Origin of the sequence: Micromonospora alfalfae, from assembly GCF_022230925.1 — a bacterium.
Lineage (GTDB): Bacteria > Actinomycetota > Actinomycetes > Mycobacteriales > Micromonosporaceae > Micromonospora > Micromonospora alfalfae.
Genome location: NZ_JAKKFH010000006.1, coordinates 134,253 through 158,440, shown reverse-complemented (window position 1 = coordinate 158,440; position 24,188 = coordinate 134,253). Strand labels below are relative to the sequence as shown.

The following is a 24,188-nucleotide window of genomic DNA, read 5'->3' as shown; positions in this document are numbered from 1 at the left end:
GGACATCCGGCCCGGTTGTGGAGAGGATTTCGCGGCGACCGGCACGCCTGCCGTACCAAAAGGAGATGTCCCCGGTGTCCACCTCCACCGACCACGGCCGGCCCGACCCGGAGGCGACCTCGCCCGCGGCGAACAGCGACGGCCGCCCGGTCTCCGACCGGGGCGACACGGTCTGCGTCATCGGGGCCGGGGCCAGCGGCCTGACGGCCATCAAGAACCTGCGCGAGCACGGGTTCGGCGTGGACTGCTACGAGCGGGAGACGGGCGTCGGCGGCGCCTGGAACTGGCGGCACGACCGCAGCCCGGTGTACGCCAGCACCCACCTGATCTCGTCGAAGCCGTTCACCCAGTTCCCCGACTTCCCGATGCCGGACTCCTGGCCGGACTACCCGCACCACGGTCAGCTGCTGTCCTACTTCGAGCGGTACGCCGACCACTTCGACCTGCGTTCGCACATCTGGTTCGGCACCGAGGTGATCCGGGTCGAGCCCGTCGACGGGGACCGGTGGGACGTGACCACCCGCTCCACCGGCGGGTACGGCCCCGAGCGCACCGCCCGGTACGCCGCCGTGGTGATCGCCAACGGCCACAACTGGTCGCCGAAGCTGCCCCGCTACGAGGGCCTGGAGGAGTTCCGCGGCGAGATCATGCACGCCTCGTCCTACAAGGACCCGGCGCAGCTGCGCGGCAAGCGGGTGCTGGTGGTCGGTGCCGGCAACACCGGCTGCGACATCGCTGTCGAGGCCGCCCAGCAGGCGTCGCGCTGCTGGCACTCCACCCGCCGGGGCTACTGGTACGCGCCGAAGTACGTGCTCGGTCGCCCCGCCGACCAGGTGAACGACAGCCTGTTGGCGCTGCGGGTGCCGCTGCGGGTGCGGCAGTGGCTCTACCACTGGACGCTGCGGCTGACCGTCGGCGACCTGACCCGCTTCGGCCTGCCCAAGCCCGACCACCGGGTGTACGAGACGCACCCGATCGCGAACAGTCAGCTCGTGTACTACGTGGGCCACGGCGGGATCGGCCCGGTGCCGGACGTCGCCCGGTTCCACCCGTACGCGGTGGAGTTGGCCGACGGCCGCGAGATCGACCCCGAGGTGGTCGTCTTCGCCACCGGTTACCTGCCGCGCTTCGAGTTCCTCGACGCGTCGGTGTTCGCCGACAGCGCGGGCACGGGCCGGCCCACACTGTGGCTCAACGCGTTCACCCCGGGGCATCCGACCCTGGCCGTCGCCGGCCTGCTGCAACCTGACTCCGGGTTGTTCACCCTGTCGCACTGGCAGACGGTGCTCTTCGCCAGGCTGCTCCAGGCCCGTCGGGACCGGCCGGAACGGGCCACCGCGTTCGCGTCTCGGGTGCGGGAGCGGGCGGGGGAGCGGTACTCCGGGCCGGTCAAGGACAGCAGCCGGCACTGGTTCGAGGTCGGGCACGCCGACTACCTGCGCGCCATCCAACGCGCCCTGGTCGAGCTGGAGGGCAAGTGAGCGCGAGGAGTGAGCTTGCGAGCCCCGCAGTCGCGAACGAAAGGCTGGCACGGTGAGCGCTAGTAGCGAGCTGCGGATCATGCGGGGCCGGGAGTGGTCCCGGCCGGTACGGCCGGCCCGGCGGGAGGTGCTCAGCGCGGTCCCCGAGCTGGAGGAGGGGCGGCCGCCGCTGCTGTTCGTCCCCGGGTTCGGGCACGGCGCGTGGGCGTTCGCCGAGCACTGGTTGGGTCACGTGGCGTCGCGCGGGTTCCCGGCGTACGCGGTGAGCCTGCGCGGGCACGGTGGCAGCGAGCCGGCGCCGGAGGCGACGCTGCGGGCGTACGCCCACGACGTGGTCCAGGTGGCGGCGAGCCTGCCGCGGCAGGCGGTGCTGGTGGGGCACGGCGCCGGGGCCCTGGTGGTGGCACACGCGTTGGCCCGCTACCCGGCGCGGGGCGCGGTGCTGGTGGCGCCGGTCTTCGGCGGCTGGGGGGTGCTGGGCGCGGCGTTGCGCCGCAACCCGGCGGGCACGTTGCCGGCGGTGTTCGGTGGGCCGTTGCGGCTCAACCGGGGGCAGCTGTTCAGCCGCGAGTTGCCCGACGAGGAGGCCCGGCGGTATGTCGGACGCCTCGGTCGGGCGGGTCGGCGGGCCCAGTGGGCGCTGCTGGGCGAGCCGGAGGCCGAGCCGGCCGTGGGCGCGCCCCCGGTGTTGGTGCTGGGCAGCCCGGACGACCGGGTGGTGCCGGCGTCGACATTGACCCGGGTGGCCCGCCGGTACGGGTCGGCCCCGCTGCTCTTTCCCGGAATGGGCCACGACCTGATGCTGGACGCGCGGTGGGCGGAGCCGATCGACGCGATCCTGGACTGGCTGGAGAAGGAGCCGGTGGCGCACTGAGAGGCCAGGCCGTCGGCGCTCAGCCGCCGGCCTGGTGGACGGCCGGGCTGCCGGCCGGGGTGGCCGGCCGGGGCACCCGAGCGCCGCCGTCGGAGCCGGTGTCGGTGCTGGTCAGGCGACTGACCAGGCCCCCGCCCTCGTCCAGGGCGCGCAGGTAGGAGCGGGCCCACGCCCGGATGTCGTGTTGGTGCAGGTGGGCGCGCATGGCCCGCATCCGCTGGGTGGTGTCGGCCGGGTCGGCCCGCAGCGCCGCGCGCAGGCCCTGCTTGAGCCCTTCCAGGTCGTGCGGGTTGACCAGGTACGCCTGGGACAGTTCGGCGGCGGTGCCGGCGAACTCGCTGAGCAGCAGTGCGCCGGTGTCGTCGACCCGCGCGGCCACGTACTCCTTGGCGACCAGGTTCATTCCGTCGCGCAGCGGGGTCACCGCCATCACGTCGGCGACCCGGTAGAGAGCGGCCAGCTCGGCCCGGTCGAAGGGTTGGGTGAGGTAGTGGATCGCGGGCTCACCGACCCGGCCGAACTCGCCATTGATCCGGCCGACCTCGCGTTCGATGCGCTCGCGCAGGATCTGGTACTGGCCGACACGTTCCCGGCTCGGCATGGCGACCTGCACCAGCACCGTGTCGCGGACCTTGACGTCACCGCTGGCGAGCAACTCGCTGTACGCCTTCAGGCGCTGCTCGATGCCCTTTGTGTAGTCCATCCGGTCCACGCTGAGGACCACCTGCCGGGGATCGCCGAGGTCCTGACGGAGCCGGTGGGCCCGGGCGGCCACGTCCGGGCGGTCGGCGAGCGCTGCCATCTCGGCGGTGTCGATGGAGACCGGGAACGCGCCGATACGGACGACCCGGTCGTCGATGCCGATCCGCCGGTCGGTGGCCGGCAGCTCCAGCACCCGGGTCACCAACTGGGCGAAGTTGTGCGCCGCCTGCACCCGCTGGAAGCCGACCAGGTCGGCGCCGAGCATGCCGCGCAGCAGTTCGGCCCGGCGGGGCAGTTGCATGAACAGCTCCGGTGGCGGGAACGGCACGTGCAGGAAGAACCCGATGCGCAGGTCCGGGCGGAGCGCGCGCAGCAGACCGGGGACCAGTTGCAGGTGGTAATCCTGCACCCAGACCACGGCGCCCGGCTCGGCGACCTCCGCTGTCGCCTCGGCGAAGCGCTGGTTGACCCGCTGGTACGCCTCCCACCACCGGCGGTGGTGCTGCGGCTGTTCCACGGAGTCGTGGTAGAGCGGCCAGAGGGTGGCGTTGGCGAACCCCTCGTAGTGGTCGCGCAGGTCTTCCGGGCTGAGCGCGACGGTGTGCATCCGCACGCCGTCGACGTCCGGCAGGGCGGGGGCCGGCCCGGTGCCACCGGCCCAGCCGACCCAGGTCGCCGGGGTGTGCCGCAGGAGCGGGTGCAGCGCGCTGACCAACCCGCCCGGGCTGCGCCGCCACTCGCAGGCCCCGTCCGGGGCCTGGTTGTCGTCGATGGGGAGGCGGTTGGCCACCACCACGAGAGAACTCTGTCGCATCTCGGGCATTCCGATCAGCAGAGGACTGACCGCCGCGAGCAAGGAAAAACCGGTCAGTCAGCGGGGGAAGTGACGTACAGCGGTATTCCTACTGACAGTAAGTTACACCACTGTTACGCACCCGGCGGGGCGCTGCTGTCCCGGGATGCGGGCCGACCGTCAGACGACGGCGCCGTTGTCCGGGTCGTCGTCTTCCTCGTCGCCGGGACGCAGCCGCCAGATCAGCGTGACGAAACCGGCCAGGATGCCGGTGAAGCCGAACAGCGTGACCGCAGAGCGGTCGATCGGGAGCAGCCACGGGAAGAGGAACAGCACGAACCCGACGACCACCCCGAGCACGCCGATCACCGCGTACTTGCTGACCCGCGGCAGCGGTGGCGGTGGCGGCGGGTGGTAGCCCTCGTCGTCCTCGTCGTCGGGCAGGTCGGCGCCGAAGGTGTCCAACCCGTCCAGCAGCGACGGCTCGTCCGGTCGGGTGCCGCGCCCGACGGAGATCCCGGAGATGTCCGTCGCGGACGGCAGCCGGCGAACGTCGGTGGCTGTCGGACCGGGTTCGTCGGTGCCGGAGCGGGCCAGCGGCCCGGAGGTCGGCTCGTCCCGGCTGTCCCGTTCGTCCACGTCCTCCGAGGCCGGCCACGGGTGGTCACCGGGCGTGGAGGTGGTGTGGAAACCCGCCACGATCCGCGCCCACTCGGCGTCGATGTCCGGTTCGTCGCGAGCCGGTGGCTGCTCCGGAGCGGTCTCGTCGGCGAGCTGGGTGAGGTAGTCCCGGGCGGTGGTCAGGTGCGAGCGGTCGACGTAGAGCCTGTCGACCGGCCGGGCCGGCACCGTGGTGGTGCGGGTGACCGGGTTGAGGTCGGCGGAGGGCTGGAGGTAGGCGGCGATCCCGCCGGCGGCCAGCACGTCGAGCAGGTGCTCACCGACGCGCGGATCGACATCGCCGACGACGGCGTACTCGTTCGCGTCGAGCCCGTTGTCCCGCCGTCCCCGGCGGGCCCCACCCGCTGACACCCGGACATCCCCCTTAACGCGCCTTCCGGCGCGGCCACCGCAGCCCTTCGGCGCCAGTCCGCACGCCGTGCTCTGAATCGTGACACGTCAGGGCATGGTTCCGGGAGTGCGTTGTGTCGCGTCTTCCAAAGTCACGGCTGCTCCCGCAGGTCGCGGCGGGGCTCCTTTGTCCGTTCTTGCGCGACAAGTGCGATCTCGGTGATCGCGGGACGGCTCGATGCCTCAGCCCCGGAACGTCGTCCGTTGTGGTGAGAGCGCTCGCTTCGTAGGCTCGGCGGCGACGACGGCTGGCGCTGTCGCGGGCACACCACGGGAAAGGACGCCGGTGCTCTACTGGCTGCTGAAGTACGTCATCCTCGGTCCGCTGCTCAAGCTGATCTTCCGCCCGCAGGTGGAGGGCCTGCGCAACGTGCCGGCGACCGGTCCGGTGATCCTCGCGAGCAACCACCTCTCCTTCTCCGACTCGATCTTCACGCCGTTGATCACCGCCCGGAAGGTCACCTTCGTCGCCAAGGCCGAGTACTTCACCGGCAAGGGAATCAAGGGCTGGCTGACCAGGATGTTCTTCGTCGGCACCGGCACGATTCCGGTGGACCGCTCCGGTGGCCGGGCCGCGCGCGCCGCCCTGGACACCCAGTTGCAGGTGCTGCGGGCCGGGGGAGTGGCCGGCATCTACCCCGAGGGCACCCGCTCCCCGGACGGGCGGCTCTACCGGGGCAAGACCGGGGTGGCCCGGCTCGCCCTGGAGAGCGGCGCGGTGGTGGTGCCGGTGGCGATGCTCAACGCCGACGAGATCCAGCCGCCGGGCAAGCTCATCCCCAGGATCGACCGGGTGAGGATCCGCTTCGGGGCGCCGCTGGACTTCTCCCGCTACGCCGGGCTGGCCGGCGACCGGTTCGTCGAGCGCGCTGTCACCGACGAGATCATGTACGAGTTGATGGAGCTCTCCGGTCGGGAGTACGTCGACGTCTACGCCCAGAAGCTCAAGCAGCCCGTCCCGACGCCGCTGGCCGCCTGAGTCACCGCCGTGCCGGCCCGCTCGGCGCTCAGGGCAGGTGGAGCAGGGCGGGGGCGTGGTGGTGGGTGGCGAAGCCGTGCAGGCGGGCACGGGTCGCCGCGGCGGCCTGTGGGTCGGTCTCGGCCAGCGGGCCGACGGCCAGCGCCAGCGTGATGACCTCGTCGGTCACGTCGGCCATCCGGGCGTAGCTCGCCGCCGCCGAGCGCAACAGGTTCCCCGCTGTCGAGGCGTCCCCGGCGTGCCGGGCCAACGTGGCGTCGGCGACCTGACCGGCCGCGTGAGCCCACGGGGTCATCCGGGGTGCCCGGTCGAGCAGTTGCCGGACCAGCCGGGCCGCGTCCGCGCCGAGCACCCCGGCGACGTGCCCGACGGCTGGCACCCACTCCGCGAACGGAATCATCCGGGTCCGTTGCCAGTCCTCGTCCAACTCGGTGAGCAGCGCCATCGCCTCGGCGCGGCGGCCCTGCACCGCCCGACAGAGAGCGGCGTGCGCCAGGGTGGAGCGCAGCACCCGGTGGAATCCGGTGCGTCGCGCCGCGACCAGCGCCTGCTCGACCAGATCCCCACCCGTTGCGTCCGGCCCCGCAGTTTCGTCGGGCCCGTCGGGTCCGACCAGCTCGGCTCCGGCCAGCCCGCGCATCCAACCCGAGACCGCCACGATGTGCAGATCCCACTCCGCGGTCGGCCGTCGGGTCGACTCCGCCGCCATCGCCAGCGCCGCCGTCCAGTCACCCGCGTAGTACGACCGCGCCCACTGGTCGGCGAAGCTGGTGGCGAGGCTGTGCTCACCGCCCAGGTCGAGGGTGAGCTGCTCGTCGACCAACCGGGCCGAGCCGGCCAGGTCGCCCTCCTCCTGCAACGCCCAGGCCAGGTTCTGCACCGCCCGGCGTCGACTGGTCAGCCGCTCCACCCGGCAGTGCTCGGTCACCTTCGCCAGCTCCGGGAACGCCTCGGCGGAGCCGGCCAGGTAGCGCGCCACGGCCAGGGTGATCCGCGCGTTGGCCTGGACCTCGCGCAGCTGGAGCCGCTCGGCCAGGGTCGCTGCCGCCCGCGCCGCGGTGCACGCCGGCTCGGTCTCCGCGTTGAGCATGTGCACCCGGGCCAGCTCCAGTAGGGCGCCCGCCTTCTCCTGACTGTCCGGTAGGTCGCCGTAGATGCCGATCGCCTGGTCCAGGCAGTGCAGCGTCGTCGAGCGGTCGGCCCGACTCCAGGCGGCGGTGGCGAGCAGCGTCCAGGCGCGTGCCGCCCCCGTCCGGTCGCCGCTCGTGGTGAGCCGCGCGGCCAGCCGGGTCAGGGTGTCGGTGCCCCCCGCCACCAGGAAGGCGTCCCCGTCCCGATAGAACGCCAGCTCGGCGTCGAACAGCTCCAGCGCCGGGTCGGGCCCGACGTCCAGGGCCAGCGCCCGGCCCACCAGCGCGGCGGCGGTGTCCAGCGCGTGCAGCTCGTACGCGCGGCGGGCCGCCCGGTGCAGCGCGGCCCGCGCCGGCGGGGCGTAGGGGGCGGTGTCCAACCCGACAGTCCGGGCGATCTCGTGCGCCGCCCAGCGATGGTTGGCCAGCACCTCGGCCAGGTCGTACTGCCGGCCGTCGGTGAGCTGTGCCATCCAGTCGGCGGTGCGTTGGTGGCGCAGCACCCGTTCGGCCCTGGGCAGCCGCTGGTAGCAGACGTCACGCACCAGGATGTGCCGGAACCGGTACTCGGGCTGGCCGGGCATCGTCGACGTGCTCTGCTCGTACACCAGGTCGCGGCGTTGCAGGCGGTCCAGCGCACGCTCCACCCACTCCACCGGCCGTCCCAACGCCATCGCCACCGGCGCGGCCCAGAACACCACGCCGACCACGGCGGCGGCCTGGAGCACCGCCCGGTCGGCCGGGTCCAGCAGGTCGAGCCGGTTGGCGATGACCGCCTGCACGGTGCGGGGCATCTCCGCGCCACCGTCGAGGTCGGGTCGGGCGGCCGAACCGACAGCGTCGAGCAGGCCGCCGTCCAGCAGCATCCGGGCGTACTCCTGAGCGTAGAGCGGGTTGCCGTCGGCGAACTCGATCAACGGGGTACGCGAGCTGGAGGGCAGCGTCGCCTGCCCGAGGAGCAGCGAGTAGAGCGTGTCGATGTCGGTGTCGTGCATCGGCGGCACCGAGATGGACATCGCGCCACTGATCGTGCCGGTCCAGGCCGGGTGTCGTTCCCGCAGCTCCGGCCGGGCGGTGGCGACGACCAGCAGCGGTACGCCGCGCGCTGACGCGCCCAACTGCTCGACGAAGGCGAGCATCGCCTGGTCGGCCCAGTGCATGTCCTCGAAGACCAGCACGGTCGGGCCGGTGGTCGCCAGGGCGAGCAGGAACCGCCGCCAGGCGGCCTCGGTCTCACCGGGGGTGAGCCGTTCACCGGGTACGCCGATCAGCGGCCCGAGCGCCTCGGCCAGCCGGGTCGCGTGCGGGTCGGCGAGCTGCCCCAGCCGGGAGCGCAGCCGCTCGCGCAGCGCAACCGGGTCGTCGACCTCCGGCACGCCCACCCAGGTCTTCACGATGTCGGACAGGGCGGCCCAGGTGACGTTCTCGCCGAACGGCGGGCACTGCCCGACGAGCCAGGTGATCGGCGGACCGGGCAGGCTGCCGGCGTGCCGGGCCAGTTCGCGCAACAGCCGGCTCTTGCCCACACCGGCCGGGCCGAACACCGTCACCAACTGGGAGGTTCGCTCGGTCACCATCCGGTGCAGCGCGTTGACCAGCAGGCCGCGCTCGTGTTCCCGGTCCACCATCGGGGTCAGTTCGGCGCCGCGCGGGTCCCGGTGCGGTCGCACCTGGACGGCCAGCCAGATCCGGCTCACCGCGGACCGGCCGCGCAGGGTGACAGGTGGTTGGTCGGCGTACTCCATCTCGTGTCGGGTTGCCGACCAGGTGCTCTCGTCGACGACGACACCACCCGGCGGGGCGAACCCCTGTAGACGGGAAGCGGTGTTGACAACGTCGCCGGTCACGAAGGCCTGCCCACCGTCGCGGGTGGCGGAGAGGTCGACCAGGGCCTCGCCGGTCGCGATGCCGACCCGGAATCTCAGCGGCGGCTGCGGACCGGCGGGCTGGCGGGCCAGGCTCCGTTGCAGCTCCAGACCGGCGCGGACGCACCGCAGAGCGTCGTTGTCGGTGGCCACCGGCGCGCCGAACAGCGCCATCGCCGCGTCGCCGATGTACTTCTCGACCACCCCGCCGTACTGGTGCACGATCCGGCGGACGGTGGCGAAGTAGGTCTGTTGCAGACCGCGGGCCTGCTCCGGGTCGGCCCGCTCCGCGTAGCTGGTGAAGTCCACTATGTCGACGAAGAGCACGCTGACCTGACGCCGGTCCTCCTGCACCGCGACGGCGTGGTCCCGCAGCGGTTGACCGCAGCTGGTGCAGAAATTGACCTCGGTGCTGTTGGCATGCCCGCAGTGCGCACAGTTGACCCCGAGCGGCTGGCCACACCCGCCGCAGAAGCGGTCGTCCGGCCCGGCCGCGCGTGCGCAGTGTCCACACTTGAGGTCGATGTTCAGCTCCGTCGGCGAAAGAGGTCAGTATCACGGCCGATCGGCCCAGTCGGGTACCCGACGTGCGGACGGGCAACGGCATCGATCGGTCGGGGTTAGTGTTCCGTACCAGGAAGTTTCATGTCAGGGAGAGTGCCGTGCAGGTACGACTGTCCGCCTCGTGGACCGATCCGGGTGGCACGCTGTGGGCGCCGGGGGACACGATCGACGTCGATGCGGTCACTCTCGCCGAACTGGAGGAGCAGGGCATGGTGGAAGAGCCTGAGGGTCAGTCGGGCGGGTCGGGGGAGACCACGACCACCTCGTCGAGCACGTCCACGGCTGGTAAGCCGACCGATCCGAAGAAGATCGGGCCGGGGCCGGGTGCGCCGCCGGCCGACAGCACGGAGAACTGATTTTCCCGGGTGCGGTCGGCGGGCCATCGGTCCACCGGCCGCACCCGTCTGTCCAGCCCGTTCGTTGATGCCGGTTGCCAGTGGCGGCCGGCATCAGCAGTGCGCGCGGGTGGGTTGGCCGGCAACGGATGACGGGCGTCCACACCGGAGACCGGGTCGTCGGGACGGCCGGCGCGGGCCGGTCGGTCAGCGGTCGGCCATGCCGGCGCGGCGGCGCAGCGCTGCCACGTCGGTCACCACGATCCGGCGGCCCTCGGTACGCAGCCAGCCACGGCTGGCGAACGAGCCGATCGCCTGGTTGACGCTCTGTCGTGAACCACCGGCCATCTCGGCCAGTTGGCTCTGGTTGAGCTCGATCGTGATCATCGGTGCCTGGCTCTCGCCGGCCAGCCGCACCAGCGTCTTCGCCACCCGACCAGGCAGGTCGAGGAAGACGTGGTCGGCGTTCTGCTCGGTGAGCCGGCGGATCAGCCCGCCCAGTGAGCGCATAACCGCGTCCAGGATGCGGGGGTTGGAGTGCACCAGCTCCATGAACGCGCCCCGCGAGAGCGCGAGCGCCGCGCAGTCCTCGATGGCCTCCGCCGAGGCGGACCGGGTGGACGCGTCGAGCAGGGAGACCTCACCGAGCACGTCCGGTGGACGGATAACCGACAGCACTGCCCGCTCGCCGGTGGGTGCGGTGCGGAAGACCGCCACCGCGCCGCGGCGAAGCACGATCAGGGACTCGCCGGGGTCGTTCTCCACGAAGAGCAGTTGGCCCTTGCGGTAGGTGCGCGGAACGGCGGCAGCGATGACGCGCTGCCGCACCTCGGGCTCCAGCCCGGCGAACATCTCAACACCCGTGAGCGCGTCACCCGGCTCCGGCAGGCGAACCTCCACGGCCCAACCCCTCCCCCGGTCATGGACCACAACTCGCTCACCGGGCGAACCTGATGGGCCCCGACAAGGTGAACTGACACCGATTCGGCGTCCGGTAGCGGTACACATCAGATCATGACGGTCCGGTCGCTTGCTGTACACCCCTCGAAGCACTTCCGTGACCGTCACGAGCTGCGACGCGCCGTTCACGAGGTGTCGCCGTGACCCGGTCGCCCTCCGGGCGGGCCCCGCCGGACGCGGCCGCCCGGCGGTGGGCGAGGATGCCCGGAATGGTCTACCGCTACTTCTACGACTGCGAGTTCATCGAGGACGGCACGACAGTCGACCTCGTCTCGATCGGTGTCGTCGACGAGTACGGCCGCGAGTTCTACGCGGTCTCCACCGAGTTCGACGACTCCCGCGCCGTGCCCTGGGTTCGACGCAACGTGCTGGACAAGCTGCCCTCCCCGGCGGACCGGGCCTGGCGCTCACGTGAGCGCATCCGCGACGACCTGTACGACTTCCTGATGGAGCCGATCCGGGACCGGCCGGGGGAGCAGTTGGAGCTGTGGGCCTGGTTCGCCGCGTACGACCACGTGGTGCTCGCCCAGCTCTGGGGCGCGATGCCGGCGCTGCCCCGGGAGATTCCCCGCTACACCAAGGAGCTGCGGCAGCTCTGGGACGACCGGGGTCGGCCGCCCCTGCCGGACGCGGACGCGGCCCGGCACGACGCTCTGGTCGACGCCCGGCACAATCTGGCCCGCTGGCGGGCGATGACAGCCCGTTGACCGGTGGCCGCGCCGCCGTAGGTTTGACCGGTTCTGTCCCGGGCAACGGTTCGACCAGCCGAGCCGAGGGAGATTGCCATGAGCGACCAGCCGAGCAGTGCCGCGGAGGCACGCGCCCGGGTCACCGGCCTGGCCCGGGCCGCGCGGATCTGCATGCTCACCACCACTGCTCTGGACGGGCGGCAGGTGAGTCGACCGATGGGGCTCCAGGAGGCCGAGTTCGACGGCGAGCTGTGGTTCTTCGCCTACGCCGACTCGGCCAAGGTCCGCCAGATCCGGGTGAACCCGGAGGTCAACGTCGCCTTCTCCGACCAGAGGCACAACGCCTGGGTGTCGATCTCCGGCACCGCCACCGAGGGGTTCGACCGGGCCCGGGCCGAGCGGCTGTGGAACCCGCTGCTCAAGGCGTGGTTCCCCGACGGGCTGGACACCTCCGGTCTCACGCTGATCAAGGTGCACGCCAGCTCCGCCGAGTACTGGGACTCGCCGAACAGCACCGTGGTGAACCTGCTCGACTACGCGAGGGCCGCCGTCACCGGCCGGCCACCGAAGGCCGGCGAGAACCACGAGGTGACCTACTGACCGGGGGTGGGTGCCCGGGGCGCGCTGTCGTCGTACCGGCGGGCCGACTACAGTTCGCAGTGACGGCCCGCCCCGGGCCGGCAACGGCGCCGATGGTCTGACCTGACACATACCCTGGGGCATATCGGGCTTTACCTGATGCTCCAGGAGGATGAGCGGATCATGCGTATCGGCGTGCTCACCGGCGGCGGCGACTGCCCCGGTCTCAACGCGGTCATCCGGGCGGTGGTCCGCAAGGGCGTCGCCACTTACGGTCACGAGTTCGTGGGCTTCCGGGACGGCTGGAAGGGCCCGCTCGAGGGTCTGTCCCGCCCGCTGGACATCGCCGACGTTCGCGGCATCCTGCCCCGCGGCGGCACCATCCTCGGCTCGTCCCGGACCAACCCGTTCAAGATCGAGAACGGCGTCGAGCGGATCAAGGACAACCTCGCCGCCCAGGGCGTGGACGCGCTGATCGCGATCGGCGGCGAGGACACCCTCGGCGTGGCCACCAAGCTCTACGAGCTGGGCGTGCACGTCGTCGGCGTGCCGAAGACGATCGACAACGACCTCGGTGCCACCGACTACACCTTCGGCTTCGACACCGCTGTCAACATCGCGATGGAGGCCATCGACCGCCTGCACACCACCGCGGAGAGCCACCACCGCACCCTGGTCGTCGAGGTGATGGGCCGGCACGCCGGCTGGATCGCCCTGCACGCCGGTCTTGCCGGCGGCGCGAACGTGATCCTGCTGCCCGAGCGTCAGTTCGACGTCGACCAGGTGGCCGGCTACGTCGAGAAGCGCTTCCAGCACCAGTACGCCCCGATCGTCGTGGTCGCCGAGGGCGCCCAGCCGCTCGACGGCCAGATGGTGCTCGCCAACCAGGAGCTCGACTCGTTCGGCCACGTCCGCCTCGGCGGCATCGGCCAGTGGCTCGCCGAGCAGCTGGAGGCCAAGACCGGCAAGGAGGCCCGCACCGTGGTGCTGGGCCACATCCAGCGCGGTGGCACCCCGACCGCCTTCGACCGGGTGCTCGCCACCCGCCTGGGCCTGCAGGCCATCGACGCTGTCAACGACGGCGACTGGGGCAAGATGGTCGCGATGCAGAGCACCGACATCGTCCGGGTGCCCCTCGCCGAGGCCACCCGTGAGCTGAAGACCGTGCCGCTGGAGCGGTACGCCGAGGCCGAGGTCTTCTTCGGCAGCTGATCGATCGTCGGCGGCGCGGCGGGCCTGCGGGTCCGCCGCGCCGCGACCCAATGCGAGGGGGTACGGGCCGACATGTCAGCCGGAGTGCACACGGTCGCGGTGATCGGCGCGGGCAAGATCGGTGAGCTGATGCTCTCCGGGCTGCTGCGCTCGGGATGGCCGGTGGACCGGCTGCTGGCCACCGCCCGCCGACCCGCTCGCGCCCAGGAGTTGACCGCCCGGTACGGCGTACGGGTGGTCGACAACCTGACCGCCGTGGACGAGGCGGCGGTGCTCGCGGTCTCGGTCAAGCCGCAGGACGCCGCCGCGCTCCTCGACGAGATCGGCCCCAAGGTGCCGGCCGACAAGCTCGTCATCTCGCTGTGCGCAGGTCTGCCCACCAGCTTCTTCAGCCGCCGGTTGCCCGAGGGCACCCCTGTGGTGCGGGTGATGACCAACACCCCGGCGCTGGTCGACGAGGCGATGACCGCGATCTCCGCCGGCGCGCACGCCACCGGGGCGCACCTCACGCTGGCCGAGGAGATGTTCAAGCCGCTCGGCCAGACGATCCGGGTGCCCGAATCGCAGCAGGACGCGGTCACCGCGCTCTCCGGCTCCGGCCCGGCCTACTTCTACCTGCTGGTCGAAGCCATGATCGACGCGGGGATCCTGCTCGGGCTGCCCCGTCAGGTGGCGCACGAGTTGATCGTGCAGACCGCGATCGGGTCGGCGGTGATGCTGCGCGACTCCGGCGAGCACCCCGTCAAGCTGCGCGAGGCGGTCACCTCGCCGGCCGGCACCACCATCTCCGCGATTCGTGAGCTGGAGAAGCACGGCGTACGCGCGGCGCTGCTCGCCGCGTTGGAGGCCGCCCGGGATCGCGCCCGCGAGTTGGCGGCACAGGCCGACTGAGCGGTCGGGGCGAGCCACGGGGCAGTGCGTGCCGCATACTGGCCCGGTGTTCACACTCGCCCAGGCCCGGCACCTGGTGGCCACCCTGCAACCACGCGTCGACGAGTTGATCCGGGTCCGGGCCGACCTGGCCGAGTTGCGCGCCGACCTGGCCGACCACGGCGTGAGCGCGCTCGGCGGGCTGGCCGAGGACAAGGCACTGGAAGCTCGGCTGCACGCCGTCGTCGACGAGCTGCACCAGCACGACATCCAGGTCAAGGGCATCGCTCCGGTGCTGCTGGACTTTCCCGGTGAGCGGGCCGGCCGCGCCGTGCTCTGGTGCTGGTTGGAGGGCGACTCCGACGTGCGCTGGTACCACCGCGCAGAGTGCGGCTTCGCCGGCCGCCGCCCCCTCTGACCCCCCAGGCCCTGGCGCCGGGGCCCGCGCGGCCTGCCGTGCTGGCCCGCGCCGAGGCGGAGCGAGGCCGCCGGGTTGAGGGCTTGATCCACTCGGGATCCTGAAAGTCGCGGCATCCGGGCACGCCGGACACCGCGACTTCCTTAAACCCGAGTTGATCACGCGGCGGGCCGGGACCTCGCGGCGCTGGCCCATGCCGGCCGGGTGCGCGGCTCAGCCGGCCGCGGACGTCGGCAGGACCGGGTCGGGGGCCTCGGTCACAGCGAACACCACCACGTTGTCGACGTAGTGGCCCCGCCGCCGGTCGAAGTCGCCCCCGCAGGTGACCAGGCGCAGCTCCGCGCCGGGTGTCGGGCCGTAGACCACTGCGGTCGGAAACTGGTCCTTGCGGGTACGCAGCGACCCGGTCACCCGGAACGGCAACCGCTGCCCGCCGCGCCACACCTCCACCACGTCGCCGGGCCGTAGCTCGCCGAGCCGGGCGAAGACCGCCGGCCCGCGTCGTGAGTCCAGGTGCCCGGCGAGTACGGCCGGACCGGTGTCGCCCGGGGCCGGGCCGCCGCCGTACCAGCCAGCGGTGTGGAAGTCGGTAGGCGGAATCAGCACACCGGCGCTGTCCAGACCCAGCACCGTGAGCGGTGAGTCGACGTCGATGCGCGGTACGCGTACCCGCGTGGGTGGACCGTGTGGTGTGGGCGCGGCGGCCACCGACGGGCAGTCGTCGCCGCAGCCGGGGTGCCAGCTCGCCACCGGCGGTGGTGGGCCGGTGGTGGCCAGCCCGACCCCGGTGGCGGCGGCCAGGCAGACCGCCGCGCCGGCCGCTACCAGCGCGGCCAGCGGTATCCGGCGCTCACGGTGGCGCCGGATCGACGGGTCCGGCCCGGCGTTCACCAGGTGGTGCGCCGCCGCCGACGCCAGAGCAGCAGAGCCACTCCGCCGGCCGCCACGGCCAGACCGCCGGCCACCACCGGGTACGCGTCGAGCCCGGCCCCGGCGGCGCCACCGGCACCGGTGTCCACCCCGCCGGCCGGGACGACGGTGCCGCCTTCGGCGTCGCGGCGCAGTTCGGCGGTGAGCCCGCCCTGTTTCGCGTCGAGCACCAGCAGCGAGTAGACCGCGCCACCGGTGAGCCGCACCTCGGCGTCGGTGCTCGGCCCGCCGGCACCCGTCAGCTTCAGCCGCCAACTGCCCGGCTCGACCTGCTGGTAGTCGGTAGTGGTCGCGAACTGCACCCCGTCGGCGATCATCGGGCCGTCGGCGGCGGCCACGTCGAGCACCGGGGTCCGCACCGACGCCTGGACGACCCGCACCTTGGCGCGGCCGTCGGTGGGGGCGCTGAGGTCGTCGTTGAGCACCCGCAGGCCGAGGTCGGCGTGCCGGCCCACACCTGCCACAGTGAAGGCGTTCCCGCTGGTCACCGCGACCTCGGTGGTGAGCACCGGGGGGTCGCTGGCGGGGGCGCCGGCCTCGCGCATGGCCACCGCGTACCGGCCCGGCGCGAGTTCGAGGTAGTCGGAGACCACGCCGTAACCGACGCCGGGGAAGACCTGCGGCTTGGCCGCGCCCGGCGCGGCAAGGTAGACGTCCACCGCCGGGGTGTCCGGGGAGAGGTGCGCGAGCCGGACGTATCCGACGGTGTCCGCTCCGGTCGCGGCGTTCGCCGGAACCGGGATGGCGGCGGTGGCGAGGGCGGTGCCGAGCAGGAGCGCGCCGGAACCGGCCAGCAGCCGGCGGGGAACGGTACGGAGCGTGTGCATGTCGCCTCCGGGGGAGCACGTTCGGTGAGCGGGCAGCAACCCAGAGAACAGGGTCCCGTGAACAGGACTGTGGCGCAAGTTGCCACAGCGATGTTTTGTCGGCCGCCGCTACCGATCGCGGAGGGCGAGGAGGCCGAACAGGTCGGGGACTCCGCCCGGGCCCGCCTCGACGACCCGGACCAGCCGCAGGCCGGCGACAACGGTCGCGTTGATCAGATCGGCGAGGGGGAGATGCCAGGCACCCACCCGTACGCGCACGCCGCTGGCGTTCCAAGTGTCGAAGCTGCGCGACCGGTCGGCGTACCGCGCGTCGACGACGACACGCGGATGCTGACTCCAGTCGGCGAACGCGCCCACGAAACACTGGTGCACACCCACGTGCACGAAACGCCCGCCGGGACGCAGCACCCGGGCGACCTCGCGCAGCACGGCCGGGTAGTCGGGCAGGTCGGTGCTGGCCAGCACGCACATCGCGGCCGGCAGCGACGCGTCGGCGACCGGCAGGGCACCCGCGTCACCCCGGAGCACCGGCAACCGCCCTCGCGCGTGCCGCAACTGCCCGCCGGACAGGTCCACGCCCACCGGCGTCCAACCCAGACCCGCCGGCACCGACGCGTGCGCGCCGGTACCGCAGCAGATGTCGAGGCAGGGGCCCTCGCCCGCGCCGAGCAGGTCCGACACCGTCGCGTGCACCCGCCGCAGATAGTCGCCGCCGCCGGAGATGAAGCTCTCGTACCAGTCCGCGTGGGCGTCGTACGCCGGTGTGCTCGTCGTCCCCATTCGCCGAGGCTACGAATCGACACCCCACCCGCGACACCAGTTCTTCCGAGGGCAGAAGTGGGGCGTTTGCGTTTGCTCACGTGTGGCTACTGAGCAGGCGTAGTGACGAAGGTCGATGCAGGGGACACGTGGTTTCGACGGTCCCGCTGGCGGGTGCTGGCCCGGGTCGCCTGCGCGGGACTGGTGGTCCTGCCGGCCTTCGCGTTGCTCAGCGTCGCGTTCGCCAACCCCTGGTACTCCCCGCCAAGGCGGTGGAGCACCCCGGGTCATTCCGCTGCTCGCCGCGTACCCGGGTTCGCGTACGTTCTCGTTCCGGTCGGCGACGATGGCCCACGGTCGGCTCGTCGCGGACGGGCAGCCGATCGCCAGCTACGACGACGAACTCGCCGCCGCCCTCCGCACGACCACCCGACAGGCGGTCGCGGGGAGGGCGGCGGTTGGCCTTACTCAGCGGGTGGCGGCGGCCAGGGCGGCGCGCAGCTTCGCGGCGTCGCCCTGGGCCGGGTGCTCCCAGTCGGTCGGGCTCGCGGAGTAGAGCGTGCCGTACGCCGGGGTGTCCGGCTGGTAGCGCCACCCCTCGGCCAGCGGGCCGACGTCGACCGCGTCGTAGCCGATCTGGTCCAGGAAGGCCGTCACTTCGGCCTTTGCGGCGGCGTCGTCACCGGCGATCGCGAGGGCGCTGCGGTCGGCCGCGCCGGTCGGCCGGGGGAGCGCGGCCAGGCCCTTGAAGTAGATGTTGTTGAAGACCTTGACCACTCGCGAGCCCGGCAGGTGTCGCTGGAGCAACTCGCTGCTGGTGATCTCACCGGAGTCCAGCTCCGGGAAGGCGCCATCGCGCTGCGGGTAGTAGTTGTTGGTGTCGATGACGACCTTGCCGGCCAGCGGTTCCACGGGCACCGCGCGGTACGCCTTCAGCGGCACGCTGACCACCACCAGGTCGCCTACCTGCGCCGCGTCCTGCGTGGTGCCGGCGCTGGCGTGCTCGCCCAGGGTCTCCACCAGGTCGGTGAGGGTCTCCGGGCCCCGCGAGTTGCTCAGCACCACGTCGTAGCCGGCGTCGACGGCCAGCCGGGCCACGGTGCCGCCGATGTTGCCACTGCCGATCAGTCCCACAGTTGTCATGCTTGTTCCCAACTCCGTCCACCCGCGACGCATTCCCGACCAGCCTGGTGGGTTATTCGGTTTGCTCGCCGCCGGGCGACTTCTCAGGCTGGTCGCGACCTACGCCGTCCCGGCGGGTGCCTGGGTGGCGGCGCAGGCCAGTCCTGCACAACGTACTGCTCGTGCTGGTCGCCGACCGGCTTCCCGCTGACGTGCCACTCTCCGGTGACGAGCGGGGCGGACCGCCTGTCGTTTCGCGGAGTCGACCCGGCGAGATCACGCTGGATCCTGGATGCAGTGGCGTCCGGGAGACGGGAGGCCACTACATCCATGTTCGAGCGGGATCGAGGCGCGCCGTGGAGCGCCCCGGGGTGTCAGGCGGTGGGGAGGGTCTTTTCGATGGCGGCGCGCAGGTCGTCGGAGTCGGGCGTGACAGTGGGGGCGAAGCGGGCGGCGACCGAGCCGTCCGGGGCCACCAGGAACTTCTCGAAGTTCCAGCGCACGTCACCGGTGTGCCCGTCGGCGTCCGGGGTGTCCACGAGCGCGGCGTAGAGCGGGTGCCGGTCGGGCCCGTTGACGTCGACCTTCTCGGTCAGCGGGAAGGTGACCCCGTAGTTGACCTGGCAGAAGTCGCTGATCTCGGCGGCGCTGCCCGGCTCCTGTCCGGCGAACTGGTTGCACGGCACGCCGAGCACCACGAGGCCCTGGTCGGCGTAGGAGTCGGCGAGCGTCTGGAGGCCGGCGTACTGCGGGGTGAGGCCGCAGCGGGAGGCGACGTTGACGACCAGCAACGCCTTGCCGCGGTGGCGGGCCAGGTCGGCGGGGCCGCCGTTGAGGGCGTCGATCGGGATGTCGAAGACGGTCATGGGCCGAGGCTACGCGCCGGTCGGCTGTCGACCCGGGGTGGGCGCAGCGTGAGCACTCCGTGCACCAGGAGAAATCGAAACATGCGCATCTTGACGAACTGATGACGCCGTGAGTACCGTCTCACCATCTCTTTTGGAAAGTTTCCTAACAGTTCGGGAGACGCCTCATGAAAAGATCGCTCCGCCGGGCCCTCTGGGCCGGTGCCGTGGTCGCCGTGACCGTCGCAGCGGTGCCGGTGACCACCGCGTTCGGCGCCGGCACGGTCACCACCACCTTCACCAAGGCGCAGGACTGGGGGACCGGTCACGAGACGAGGGTGACGGTCACCAACGGCTCCAGCGCCACCGTCACCACCTGGCGCATCGAGTTCGACCTGCCGTCGGGCACCACCATCAGCAGCGCGTGGGACGCCGACGTCACCAGCAGCGGCAACCACTACGTCGCGGTCAAGAAGAGCTGGGCCGGCGGCATCGCCCCCGGCGCCTCGTTCAGCTGGGGCTACAACGGCAGCGGCGCCTACAAGGCACCGCTGAACTGCACCATCAACGGTGCCGCGTGCGGCGGCGGGACGACCCCGCCGACCACCACTCCGCCGACCACCACCCCACCGACGACGACGCCGCCCACCACCCCTCCGCCCACCACGCCACCGCCGACCACCAACCCGCCGAACCCGGGCGGCAAGAAGATCGTCGGTTACTTCGCCGAGTGGGGCGTCTACGGGCGCAACTACCACGTCAAGAACATCCAGACCAGCGGCTCGGCCGCCAAGCTGACCCACATCCTGTACGCCTTCGGCAACACCACCGGTGGCCGTTGCGCCATCGGTGACAGCTACGCCGACTACGAGAAGGCGTACACCGCGGCGGAGAGCGTGGACGGCGTCGCCGACACGTGGGACCAGCCGCTGCGCGGCAGCTTCAACCAGCTGCGCAAGCTCAAGCAGCTGAACCCGCACCTCAAGGTGATCTGGTCGTTCGGTGGCTGGACCTGGTCCGGCGGCTTCACCCAGGCCGCGCAGAACCCGGCCGCGTTCGCCGAGAGCTGCTACAACCTGGTCGAGGACCCGCGCTGGGCGGACGTCTTCGACGGCATCGACGTCGACTGGGAGTACCCCAACGCCTGCGGTCTGAGCTGTGACAGCAGTGGCCCGAACGCGTTCAAGAACGTGATCAGCGCGTTGCGGTCGAAGTTCGGGTCCAGCGCCCTGGTCACCGCCGCCATCACCGCGGACGGCAGCAACGGCGGCAAGATCGACGCCACCGACTACGCCGGCGCCATCGGCAACCTCAACTGGCTGATGCCGATGACCTACGACTACTTCGGCGCCTTCGCCGCCCAGGGTCCGACGGCACCGCACTCACCGCTCACCTCGTACACCGGCATCCCGCAGCAGGGCTTCAACTCCGACGCGGCGATCCAGAAGCTCAAGAGCAAGGGCGTCCCGGCCAACAAGCTGCTGCTCGGCATCGGCTTCTACGGTCGGGGCTGGACCGGTGTCACCCAGGCCGCTCCGGGTGGCAGCGCCACCGGTGCGGCGCCGGGCACCTACGAGGCTGGCATCGAGGACTACAAGGTCCTCAAGAACACCTGCCCGGCCACCGGCGCGATCGCCGGCACCGCGTACGCCAAGTGCGGCAGCAACTGGTGGAGCTACGACACCCCGTCGACCATCAACGGCAAGATGACGTACGCGAACAACCAGGGCCTCGGTGGCGCGTTCTTCTGGGAGCTCTCCGGTGACACGAGCAACGGCGAGCTCATCGGCGCCATCAAGGGCGGTCTCGGCTGAGCCGAGGGCCGACGCACCACCCACACGGCGGGAAGGGGCCCGCACCGTCCCTTCCCGCCCGTGACACAGCGGCCCGGTCGACGCCCAGCGTCGGCCGGGCCGCCGCCGTTGGGCTCGGTCAGCCGGATGTGGCAGACTCGCGGCTCGGCACGTCTCGATCTCACCGCCAACGGAGGTGATCATGCGCCCGACACACCGCAGGCTGGCGGCGACCGCCGCCGGGCTGATGCTGCTACCGGTTGCCCTGGTCGGCTGCGGGATCGGCGACAAGGACGAGAAGTCCGCCGCCAAGCCGGCCCGAGCCCCCGCCGAGGAGGCCACCACCCGCTCCCGCGAGCGCGTGCAGGCGTACCTCGACGCGATGGCCGCCAAGGACGTCGACGCCGGCCGCAGCCAGCTCTGCGCTCTGCTGCACGACGGCTTCGACCTGGGCGCCACCGGCCCCAACGGCGACTTCGCCGACCACTTCCAGGTGCCGGAGGCGGCCATCACGGACATCCGGTCCGGTCCGCTCGGGCAGGAGGTCCGCGTCTCGGTCTCGGTCGCGGTCGGCAAGCGCACCGTCATCCGGCCCTTGATCTTCACCGTCACCCGGGACGGAAGCGACTGGTGCATCGCCGGCGAAGCGCCGGGTGGGCCCGTCGCCCCGACGCCGACCGGCGTCGCCCCCACCCCCGCATCCTGACCGGCGTCCGGCAGATTGATCTCCCATCTGCCGGAACCGTCCCCCTCGCCGCCCGGCCACCGCTACCGTCGCCGTACGCTTTCTGACATGCGCCATGAGTGGCATCAGTTGAGCCATCCCGCTGTGGGCAGCCCGGGCCTGCAGACCAGCCGACCGACAGTCGATTCCGCCGAGGACGCCGCGCTCGGTCTGGACCGATGGCGGGAGCTGCCCCGCGAGCAGGTTCCGCCGTGGTCCGACCCGGCTGCCGTGGCCGCGGTCTGCAAGGTCCTCGACACGGTGCCGTCGGTCGTCGCGCCCTACGAGGTGGACCAACTCCGACAGAAGCTCGCCCTGGTCTGCGAGGGCAAGGCGTTCCTGCTGCAGGGTGGTGACTGCGCCGAGACGTTCGTGGACAACACCGAGAGCCACCTGCTGGCCAACGCCCGCACCCTGCTCCAGATGGCGATCGTGCTCACCTACGGGGCGTCGCTGCCGGTGGTCAAGGTCGCCCGGGTGGCCGGGCAGTACACGAAGCCCCGCTCGCTGCCGACCGACGCCCGCGGCCTGCCCGCGTACCGCGGCGACATGATCAACTCGCTGGAGGCCGACCCGACCGCCCGGGTCGCCGACCCGCAACGCATGATCCGCGCGTACGCGAACTCTGCGGCGGCGATGAACATGCTCCGGGCGTACCTCGCCGGCGGGCTCGCCGACCTGCACGCCGTGCACGACTGGAACAAGGGCTTCGTGAAGAACTCCCCGGCGGGGGAGCGTTACGAGGCGATCGCCCGGGAGATCGACCGGGCGCTGGCCTTCATCCGGGCCTGCGGCATGACCGACGACGAGGCGTTGCGCACCGTCACGCTCTACTGCTCCCACGAGGCCCTGGCCCTGGAGTACGACCGGGCGCTCACCCGGGTCTCCGACCGTCGGGCGTACGGGCTCTCCGGGCACTTCCTGTGGATCGGCGAGCGCACCCGGCAGATCAGCGGGGCGCACATCGACTTCATCTCCCGGATCGCCAACCCGATCGGGGTCAAGCTCGGCCCGACGACCTCCCCGGACGAGGCGATCGAGTTGTGCGAGAAGCTCAACCCGGACAACATCCCCGGGCGGCTCACCCTGATCAGCCGGATGGGCAACCACCGGGTACGCGACGCGCTGCCGCCGATCGTCGCCAAGGTCACAGCCGCCGGGGCCAAGGTGGTCTGGCAGTGCGACCCGATGCACGGCAACACGCACGAGTCGTCGAACGGCTACAAGACCCGGCACTTCGACCGCATCGTCGACGAGGTGCTCGGCTACTTCGAGGTGCACCGGGGGCTGGACACCCACCCCGGCGGCCTGCACGTCGAGTTGACCGGCGAGGACGTCACCGAGTGCCTCGGCGGCGCCCAGGGGATCGAGGATCTTGACCTGCCCGACCGGTACGAGACCGCCTGCGACCCGCGTCTGAACACCCAGCAGTCGTTGGAGTTGGCGTTCCTCGTAGCGGAAATGCTGCGGGGCTGAGCGTGTGAGCCCGCAGCCGGCAAGTCAGAGGATGACCATGGCTGACGCGGGGCTGAGCGTGCGAGCCCGCAGTTTGCCAGTTGGCAGTTGAAAGGGATGACAGTGCCTGATCTGTTCGTGGACCTGCGGTCCGACACGGTGACCCGACCCACCGCCGGGATGCGGGAGGCGATGGCCGCCGCTGAGGTCGGTGACGACGTCTACGGCGAGGACCCGAGCGTCAACGCGCTGGAGGCCGAGGTCGCCGCGTTGTTCGGGCACGAGGCGGCGCTGTTCGCCCCGAGTGGCTCGATGGCGAACCAGATCGCCCTGCAACTGCTGGTGTCGCCCGGCGACGAGTTGCTCTGCGACGCCGACGCGCACGTGGTCACGTACGAGATCGGCGCCGCGGCCGCGTACGGCGGGATCTCCTCCCGGACCTGGCCCGCGGTGGGCGCGGACATCGACCCGGAGGTGGTGGCCGGGATGATCCGGCCGGACGGTTACTTCGCCGTCCCCACCCGCGCGATCGCCGTCGAGCAGACCCACAACCGCGGCGGCGGCGGAGTGATTCCGCTGGCGACCCTGCGGGATCTGCGCGGGGTGGCTGACGAGGCGGGCGTCGCGCTGCACTGTGACGGCGCCCGGATCTGGCACGCGCACGTCGCCGACCGGGTGCCGCTGATCGAGTACGGCCGGCTCTTCGACACGCTGTCGGTGTGCCTGTCCAAGGGCCTCGGCGCGCCGGTCGGTTCGCTGGTGCTCGGCAGCGCGGAGAAGATCGAACGTGCCCGGCTGATCCGCAAGCGGATGGGCGGGGGCATGCGCCAGGCCGGCATTCTCGCCGCCGCCGGTCGGTACGCGCTCGCGCAGCACATCGACCGGTTGGCCGACGACCACGCGAAGGCGGCCCGGCTCGCCGAGGCGGTCGCGCCGTTCGGTGTGCTGGCCACCACGGTCCGTACCAACCTGGTCGCGCTGGACCTCACCAAGCACACCCTGGACGCGCGGGCCCTGGCCGCCGCGGCGCGGGCCGAGGGCGTACTGATCTCGGTGCTCGGCCCCCGTACCGCCCGCCTGGTCACCCACCTGGGCCTCAGCGACGCGGACATCGACCGCGCCCTGGCAGCCCTACCCCGCATCCTCGCCGCAGCCTAAAACCCACCCCACCCCACCCCACCCCCGGTGATCATGAAGTTATTGCCACTCGG

The 24,188-nt window shown here is 71.8% G+C and carries 22 protein-coding genes; 13 read left to right on the top strand and 9 right to left on the bottom strand.

The features are described from left to right. Positions 1 to 74 precede the first annotated feature (74 nt). Together MED01_RS05425 and MED01_RS05420 are read left to right on the top strand one after the other, a co-directional pair. Positions 75 to 1,481 carry a flavin-containing monooxygenase gene (locus MED01_RS05425; protein WP_238667419.1) on the top strand — a complete coding sequence of 469 codons (1,407 nt, stop codon included), beginning with the start codon at positions 75 to 77 and terminating at the stop codon, positions 1,479 to 1,481. 79 nt (positions 1,482 to 1,560) lie between these two features. Further along, on the top strand, positions 1,561 to 2,355 hold the full coding sequence (locus tag MED01_RS05420) for an alpha/beta hydrolase (RefSeq protein WP_091408054.1): 795 nt from the start codon (positions 1,561 to 1,563) through the stop codon (positions 2,353 to 2,355). A gap of 19 nt (positions 2,356 to 2,374) precedes the next feature. On the opposite strand, the gene MED01_RS05415 is transcribed toward MED01_RS05420, so the two are convergent. Beyond that, positions 2,375 to 3,871: an alpha,alpha-trehalose-phosphate synthase (UDP-forming) gene (locus MED01_RS05415; RefSeq protein ID WP_238667487.1), complete on the bottom strand. Its 1,497-nt coding sequence runs from the start codon at positions 3,869 to 3,871 to the stop codon at positions 2,375 to 2,377. Between the two features lie 159 nt (positions 3,872 to 4,030). Beyond that, entirely contained in the window at positions 4,031 to 4,882 is an 852-nt protein-coding gene (locus MED01_RS05410; RefSeq protein WP_238667418.1) for a DUF308 domain-containing protein, read from the bottom strand. 325 nt (positions 4,883 to 5,207) lie between these two features. Here MED01_RS05410 and MED01_RS05405 point away from each other — a divergent pair, with 325 nt between their 5' ends. After that, positions 5,208 to 5,900 (top strand): lysophospholipid acyltransferase family protein, encoded by a 693-nt coding sequence (locus tag MED01_RS05405; RefSeq protein ID WP_238667417.1) that lies wholly within the window; start codon positions 5,208 to 5,210, stop codon positions 5,898 to 5,900. A gap of 28 nt (positions 5,901 to 5,928) precedes the next feature. Here the strand turns inward: MED01_RS05405 and MED01_RS05400 are convergent, their stop codons facing one another. Continuing rightward, positions 5,929 to 9,420: an AAA family ATPase gene (locus MED01_RS05400; RefSeq protein ID WP_238667486.1), complete on the bottom strand. Its 3,492-nt coding sequence runs from the start codon at positions 9,418 to 9,420 to the stop codon at positions 5,929 to 5,931. A 137-nt stretch (positions 9,421 to 9,557) separates the two neighbouring features. Between MED01_RS05400 and MED01_RS05395 the strand changes: the two genes are divergently transcribed. Then, positions 9,558 to 9,815 carry a hypothetical protein gene (locus MED01_RS05395; protein WP_084597913.1) on the top strand — a complete coding sequence of 86 codons (258 nt, stop codon included), beginning with the start codon at positions 9,558 to 9,560 and terminating at the stop codon, positions 9,813 to 9,815. 186 nt (positions 9,816 to 10,001) lie between these two features. Here the strand turns inward: MED01_RS05395 and MED01_RS05390 are convergent, their stop codons facing one another. Next, positions 10,002 to 10,694, bottom strand: a complete 693-nt coding sequence (locus MED01_RS05390) for a Crp/Fnr family transcriptional regulator (protein ID WP_091407574.1) — start codon at positions 10,692 to 10,694, stop codon at positions 10,002 to 10,004. 269 nt (positions 10,695 to 10,963) lie between these two features. Here MED01_RS05390 and MED01_RS05385 point away from each other — a divergent pair, with 269 nt between their 5' ends. The 5 genes from MED01_RS05385 (at position 10,964) to MED01_RS05365 (ending at position 14,522) form a co-directional block, all read left to right on the top strand. After that, positions 10,964 to 11,461 (top strand): polyadenylate-specific 3'-exoribonuclease AS, encoded by a 498-nt coding sequence (locus MED01_RS05385; RefSeq protein WP_091407578.1) that lies wholly within the window; start codon positions 10,964 to 10,966, stop codon positions 11,459 to 11,461. A gap of 78 nt (positions 11,462 to 11,539) precedes the next feature. Then, positions 11,540 to 12,043: a pyridoxamine 5'-phosphate oxidase family protein gene (locus MED01_RS05380; protein WP_238667416.1), complete on the top strand. Its 504-nt coding sequence runs from the start codon at positions 11,540 to 11,542 to the stop codon at positions 12,041 to 12,043. 162 nt (positions 12,044 to 12,205) lie between these two features. After that, positions 12,206 to 13,234 carry a 6-phosphofructokinase gene (locus MED01_RS05375; protein ID WP_091408060.1) on the top strand — a complete coding sequence of 343 codons (1,029 nt, stop codon included), beginning with the start codon at positions 12,206 to 12,208 and terminating at the stop codon, positions 13,232 to 13,234. Between the two features lie 72 nt (positions 13,235 to 13,306). Continuing rightward, on the top strand, positions 13,307 to 14,125 hold the full coding sequence (gene proC / locus MED01_RS05370; protein ID WP_238667415.1) for a pyrroline-5-carboxylate reductase: 819 nt from the start codon (positions 13,307 to 13,309) through the stop codon (positions 14,123 to 14,125). Positions 14,126 to 14,171: 46 nt separating this feature from the next. Then, positions 14,172 to 14,522 (top strand): DUF2203 domain-containing protein, encoded by a 351-nt coding sequence (locus MED01_RS05365; protein WP_238667414.1) that lies wholly within the window; start codon positions 14,172 to 14,174, stop codon positions 14,520 to 14,522. 213 nt (positions 14,523 to 14,735) lie between these two features. Here MED01_RS05365 and MED01_RS05360 read toward each other — a convergent pair whose 3' ends face one another. From MED01_RS05360 to MED01_RS05340, 5 genes are all read right to left on the bottom strand, one after another. Beyond that, positions 14,736 to 15,413, bottom strand: coding sequence for a class F sortase (locus tag MED01_RS05360; protein WP_238667413.1), 678 nt, complete (start codon positions 15,411 to 15,413; stop codon positions 14,736 to 14,738). Next, positions 15,410 to 16,279, bottom strand: a complete 870-nt coding sequence (locus MED01_RS05355; protein ID WP_238667412.1) for a DUF4397 domain-containing protein — start codon at positions 16,277 to 16,279, stop codon at positions 15,410 to 15,412. The genes MED01_RS05360 and MED01_RS05355 overlap by 4 nt, the downstream gene beginning before the upstream one ends. Before the next feature lie 108 nt (positions 16,280 to 16,387). Further along, the gene (locus MED01_RS05350) at positions 16,388 to 17,059 is read right to left on the bottom strand and encodes a class I SAM-dependent methyltransferase (protein WP_238667411.1); all 672 of its coding nucleotides are present in this window, start codon (positions 17,057 to 17,059) and stop codon (positions 16,388 to 16,390) included. A gap of 447 nt (positions 17,060 to 17,506) precedes the next feature. Then, positions 17,507 to 18,181, bottom strand: coding sequence for an NADPH-dependent F420 reductase (locus MED01_RS05345; protein ID WP_238667410.1), 675 nt, complete (start codon positions 18,179 to 18,181; stop codon positions 17,507 to 17,509). 353 nt (positions 18,182 to 18,534) lie between these two features. After that, a complete protein-coding gene (locus MED01_RS05340; protein WP_238667409.1) occupies positions 18,535 to 19,026 on the bottom strand; it encodes a glutathione peroxidase in 492 nt (163 codons plus the stop codon). Positions 19,027 to 19,193: 167 nt separating this feature from the next. On the opposite strand from MED01_RS05340, the gene MED01_RS05335 reads away from it, so the two are divergent. From MED01_RS05335 to MED01_RS05320, 4 genes are all read left to right on the top strand, one after another. Beyond that, positions 19,194 to 20,819 (top strand): glycosyl hydrolase family 18 protein, encoded by a 1,626-nt coding sequence (locus MED01_RS05335; protein ID WP_238667408.1) that lies wholly within the window; start codon positions 19,194 to 19,196, stop codon positions 20,817 to 20,819. 181 nt (positions 20,820 to 21,000) lie between these two features. Next, a complete protein-coding gene (locus MED01_RS05330; RefSeq protein WP_238667407.1) occupies positions 21,001 to 21,504 on the top strand; it encodes a nuclear transport factor 2 family protein in 504 nt (167 codons plus the stop codon). Positions 21,505 to 21,591: 87 nt separating this feature from the next. Next, positions 21,592 to 22,998, top strand: coding sequence for a class II 3-deoxy-7-phosphoheptulonate synthase (locus tag MED01_RS05325; protein ID WP_238660833.1), 1,407 nt, complete (start codon positions 21,592 to 21,594; stop codon positions 22,996 to 22,998). 96 nt (positions 22,999 to 23,094) lie between these two features. Continuing rightward, a complete protein-coding gene (locus MED01_RS05320) occupies positions 23,095 to 24,135 on the top strand; it encodes a threonine aldolase family protein (RefSeq protein WP_274525291.1) in 1,041 nt (346 codons plus the stop codon). Positions 24,136 to 24,188: the final 53 nt, after the last annotated feature.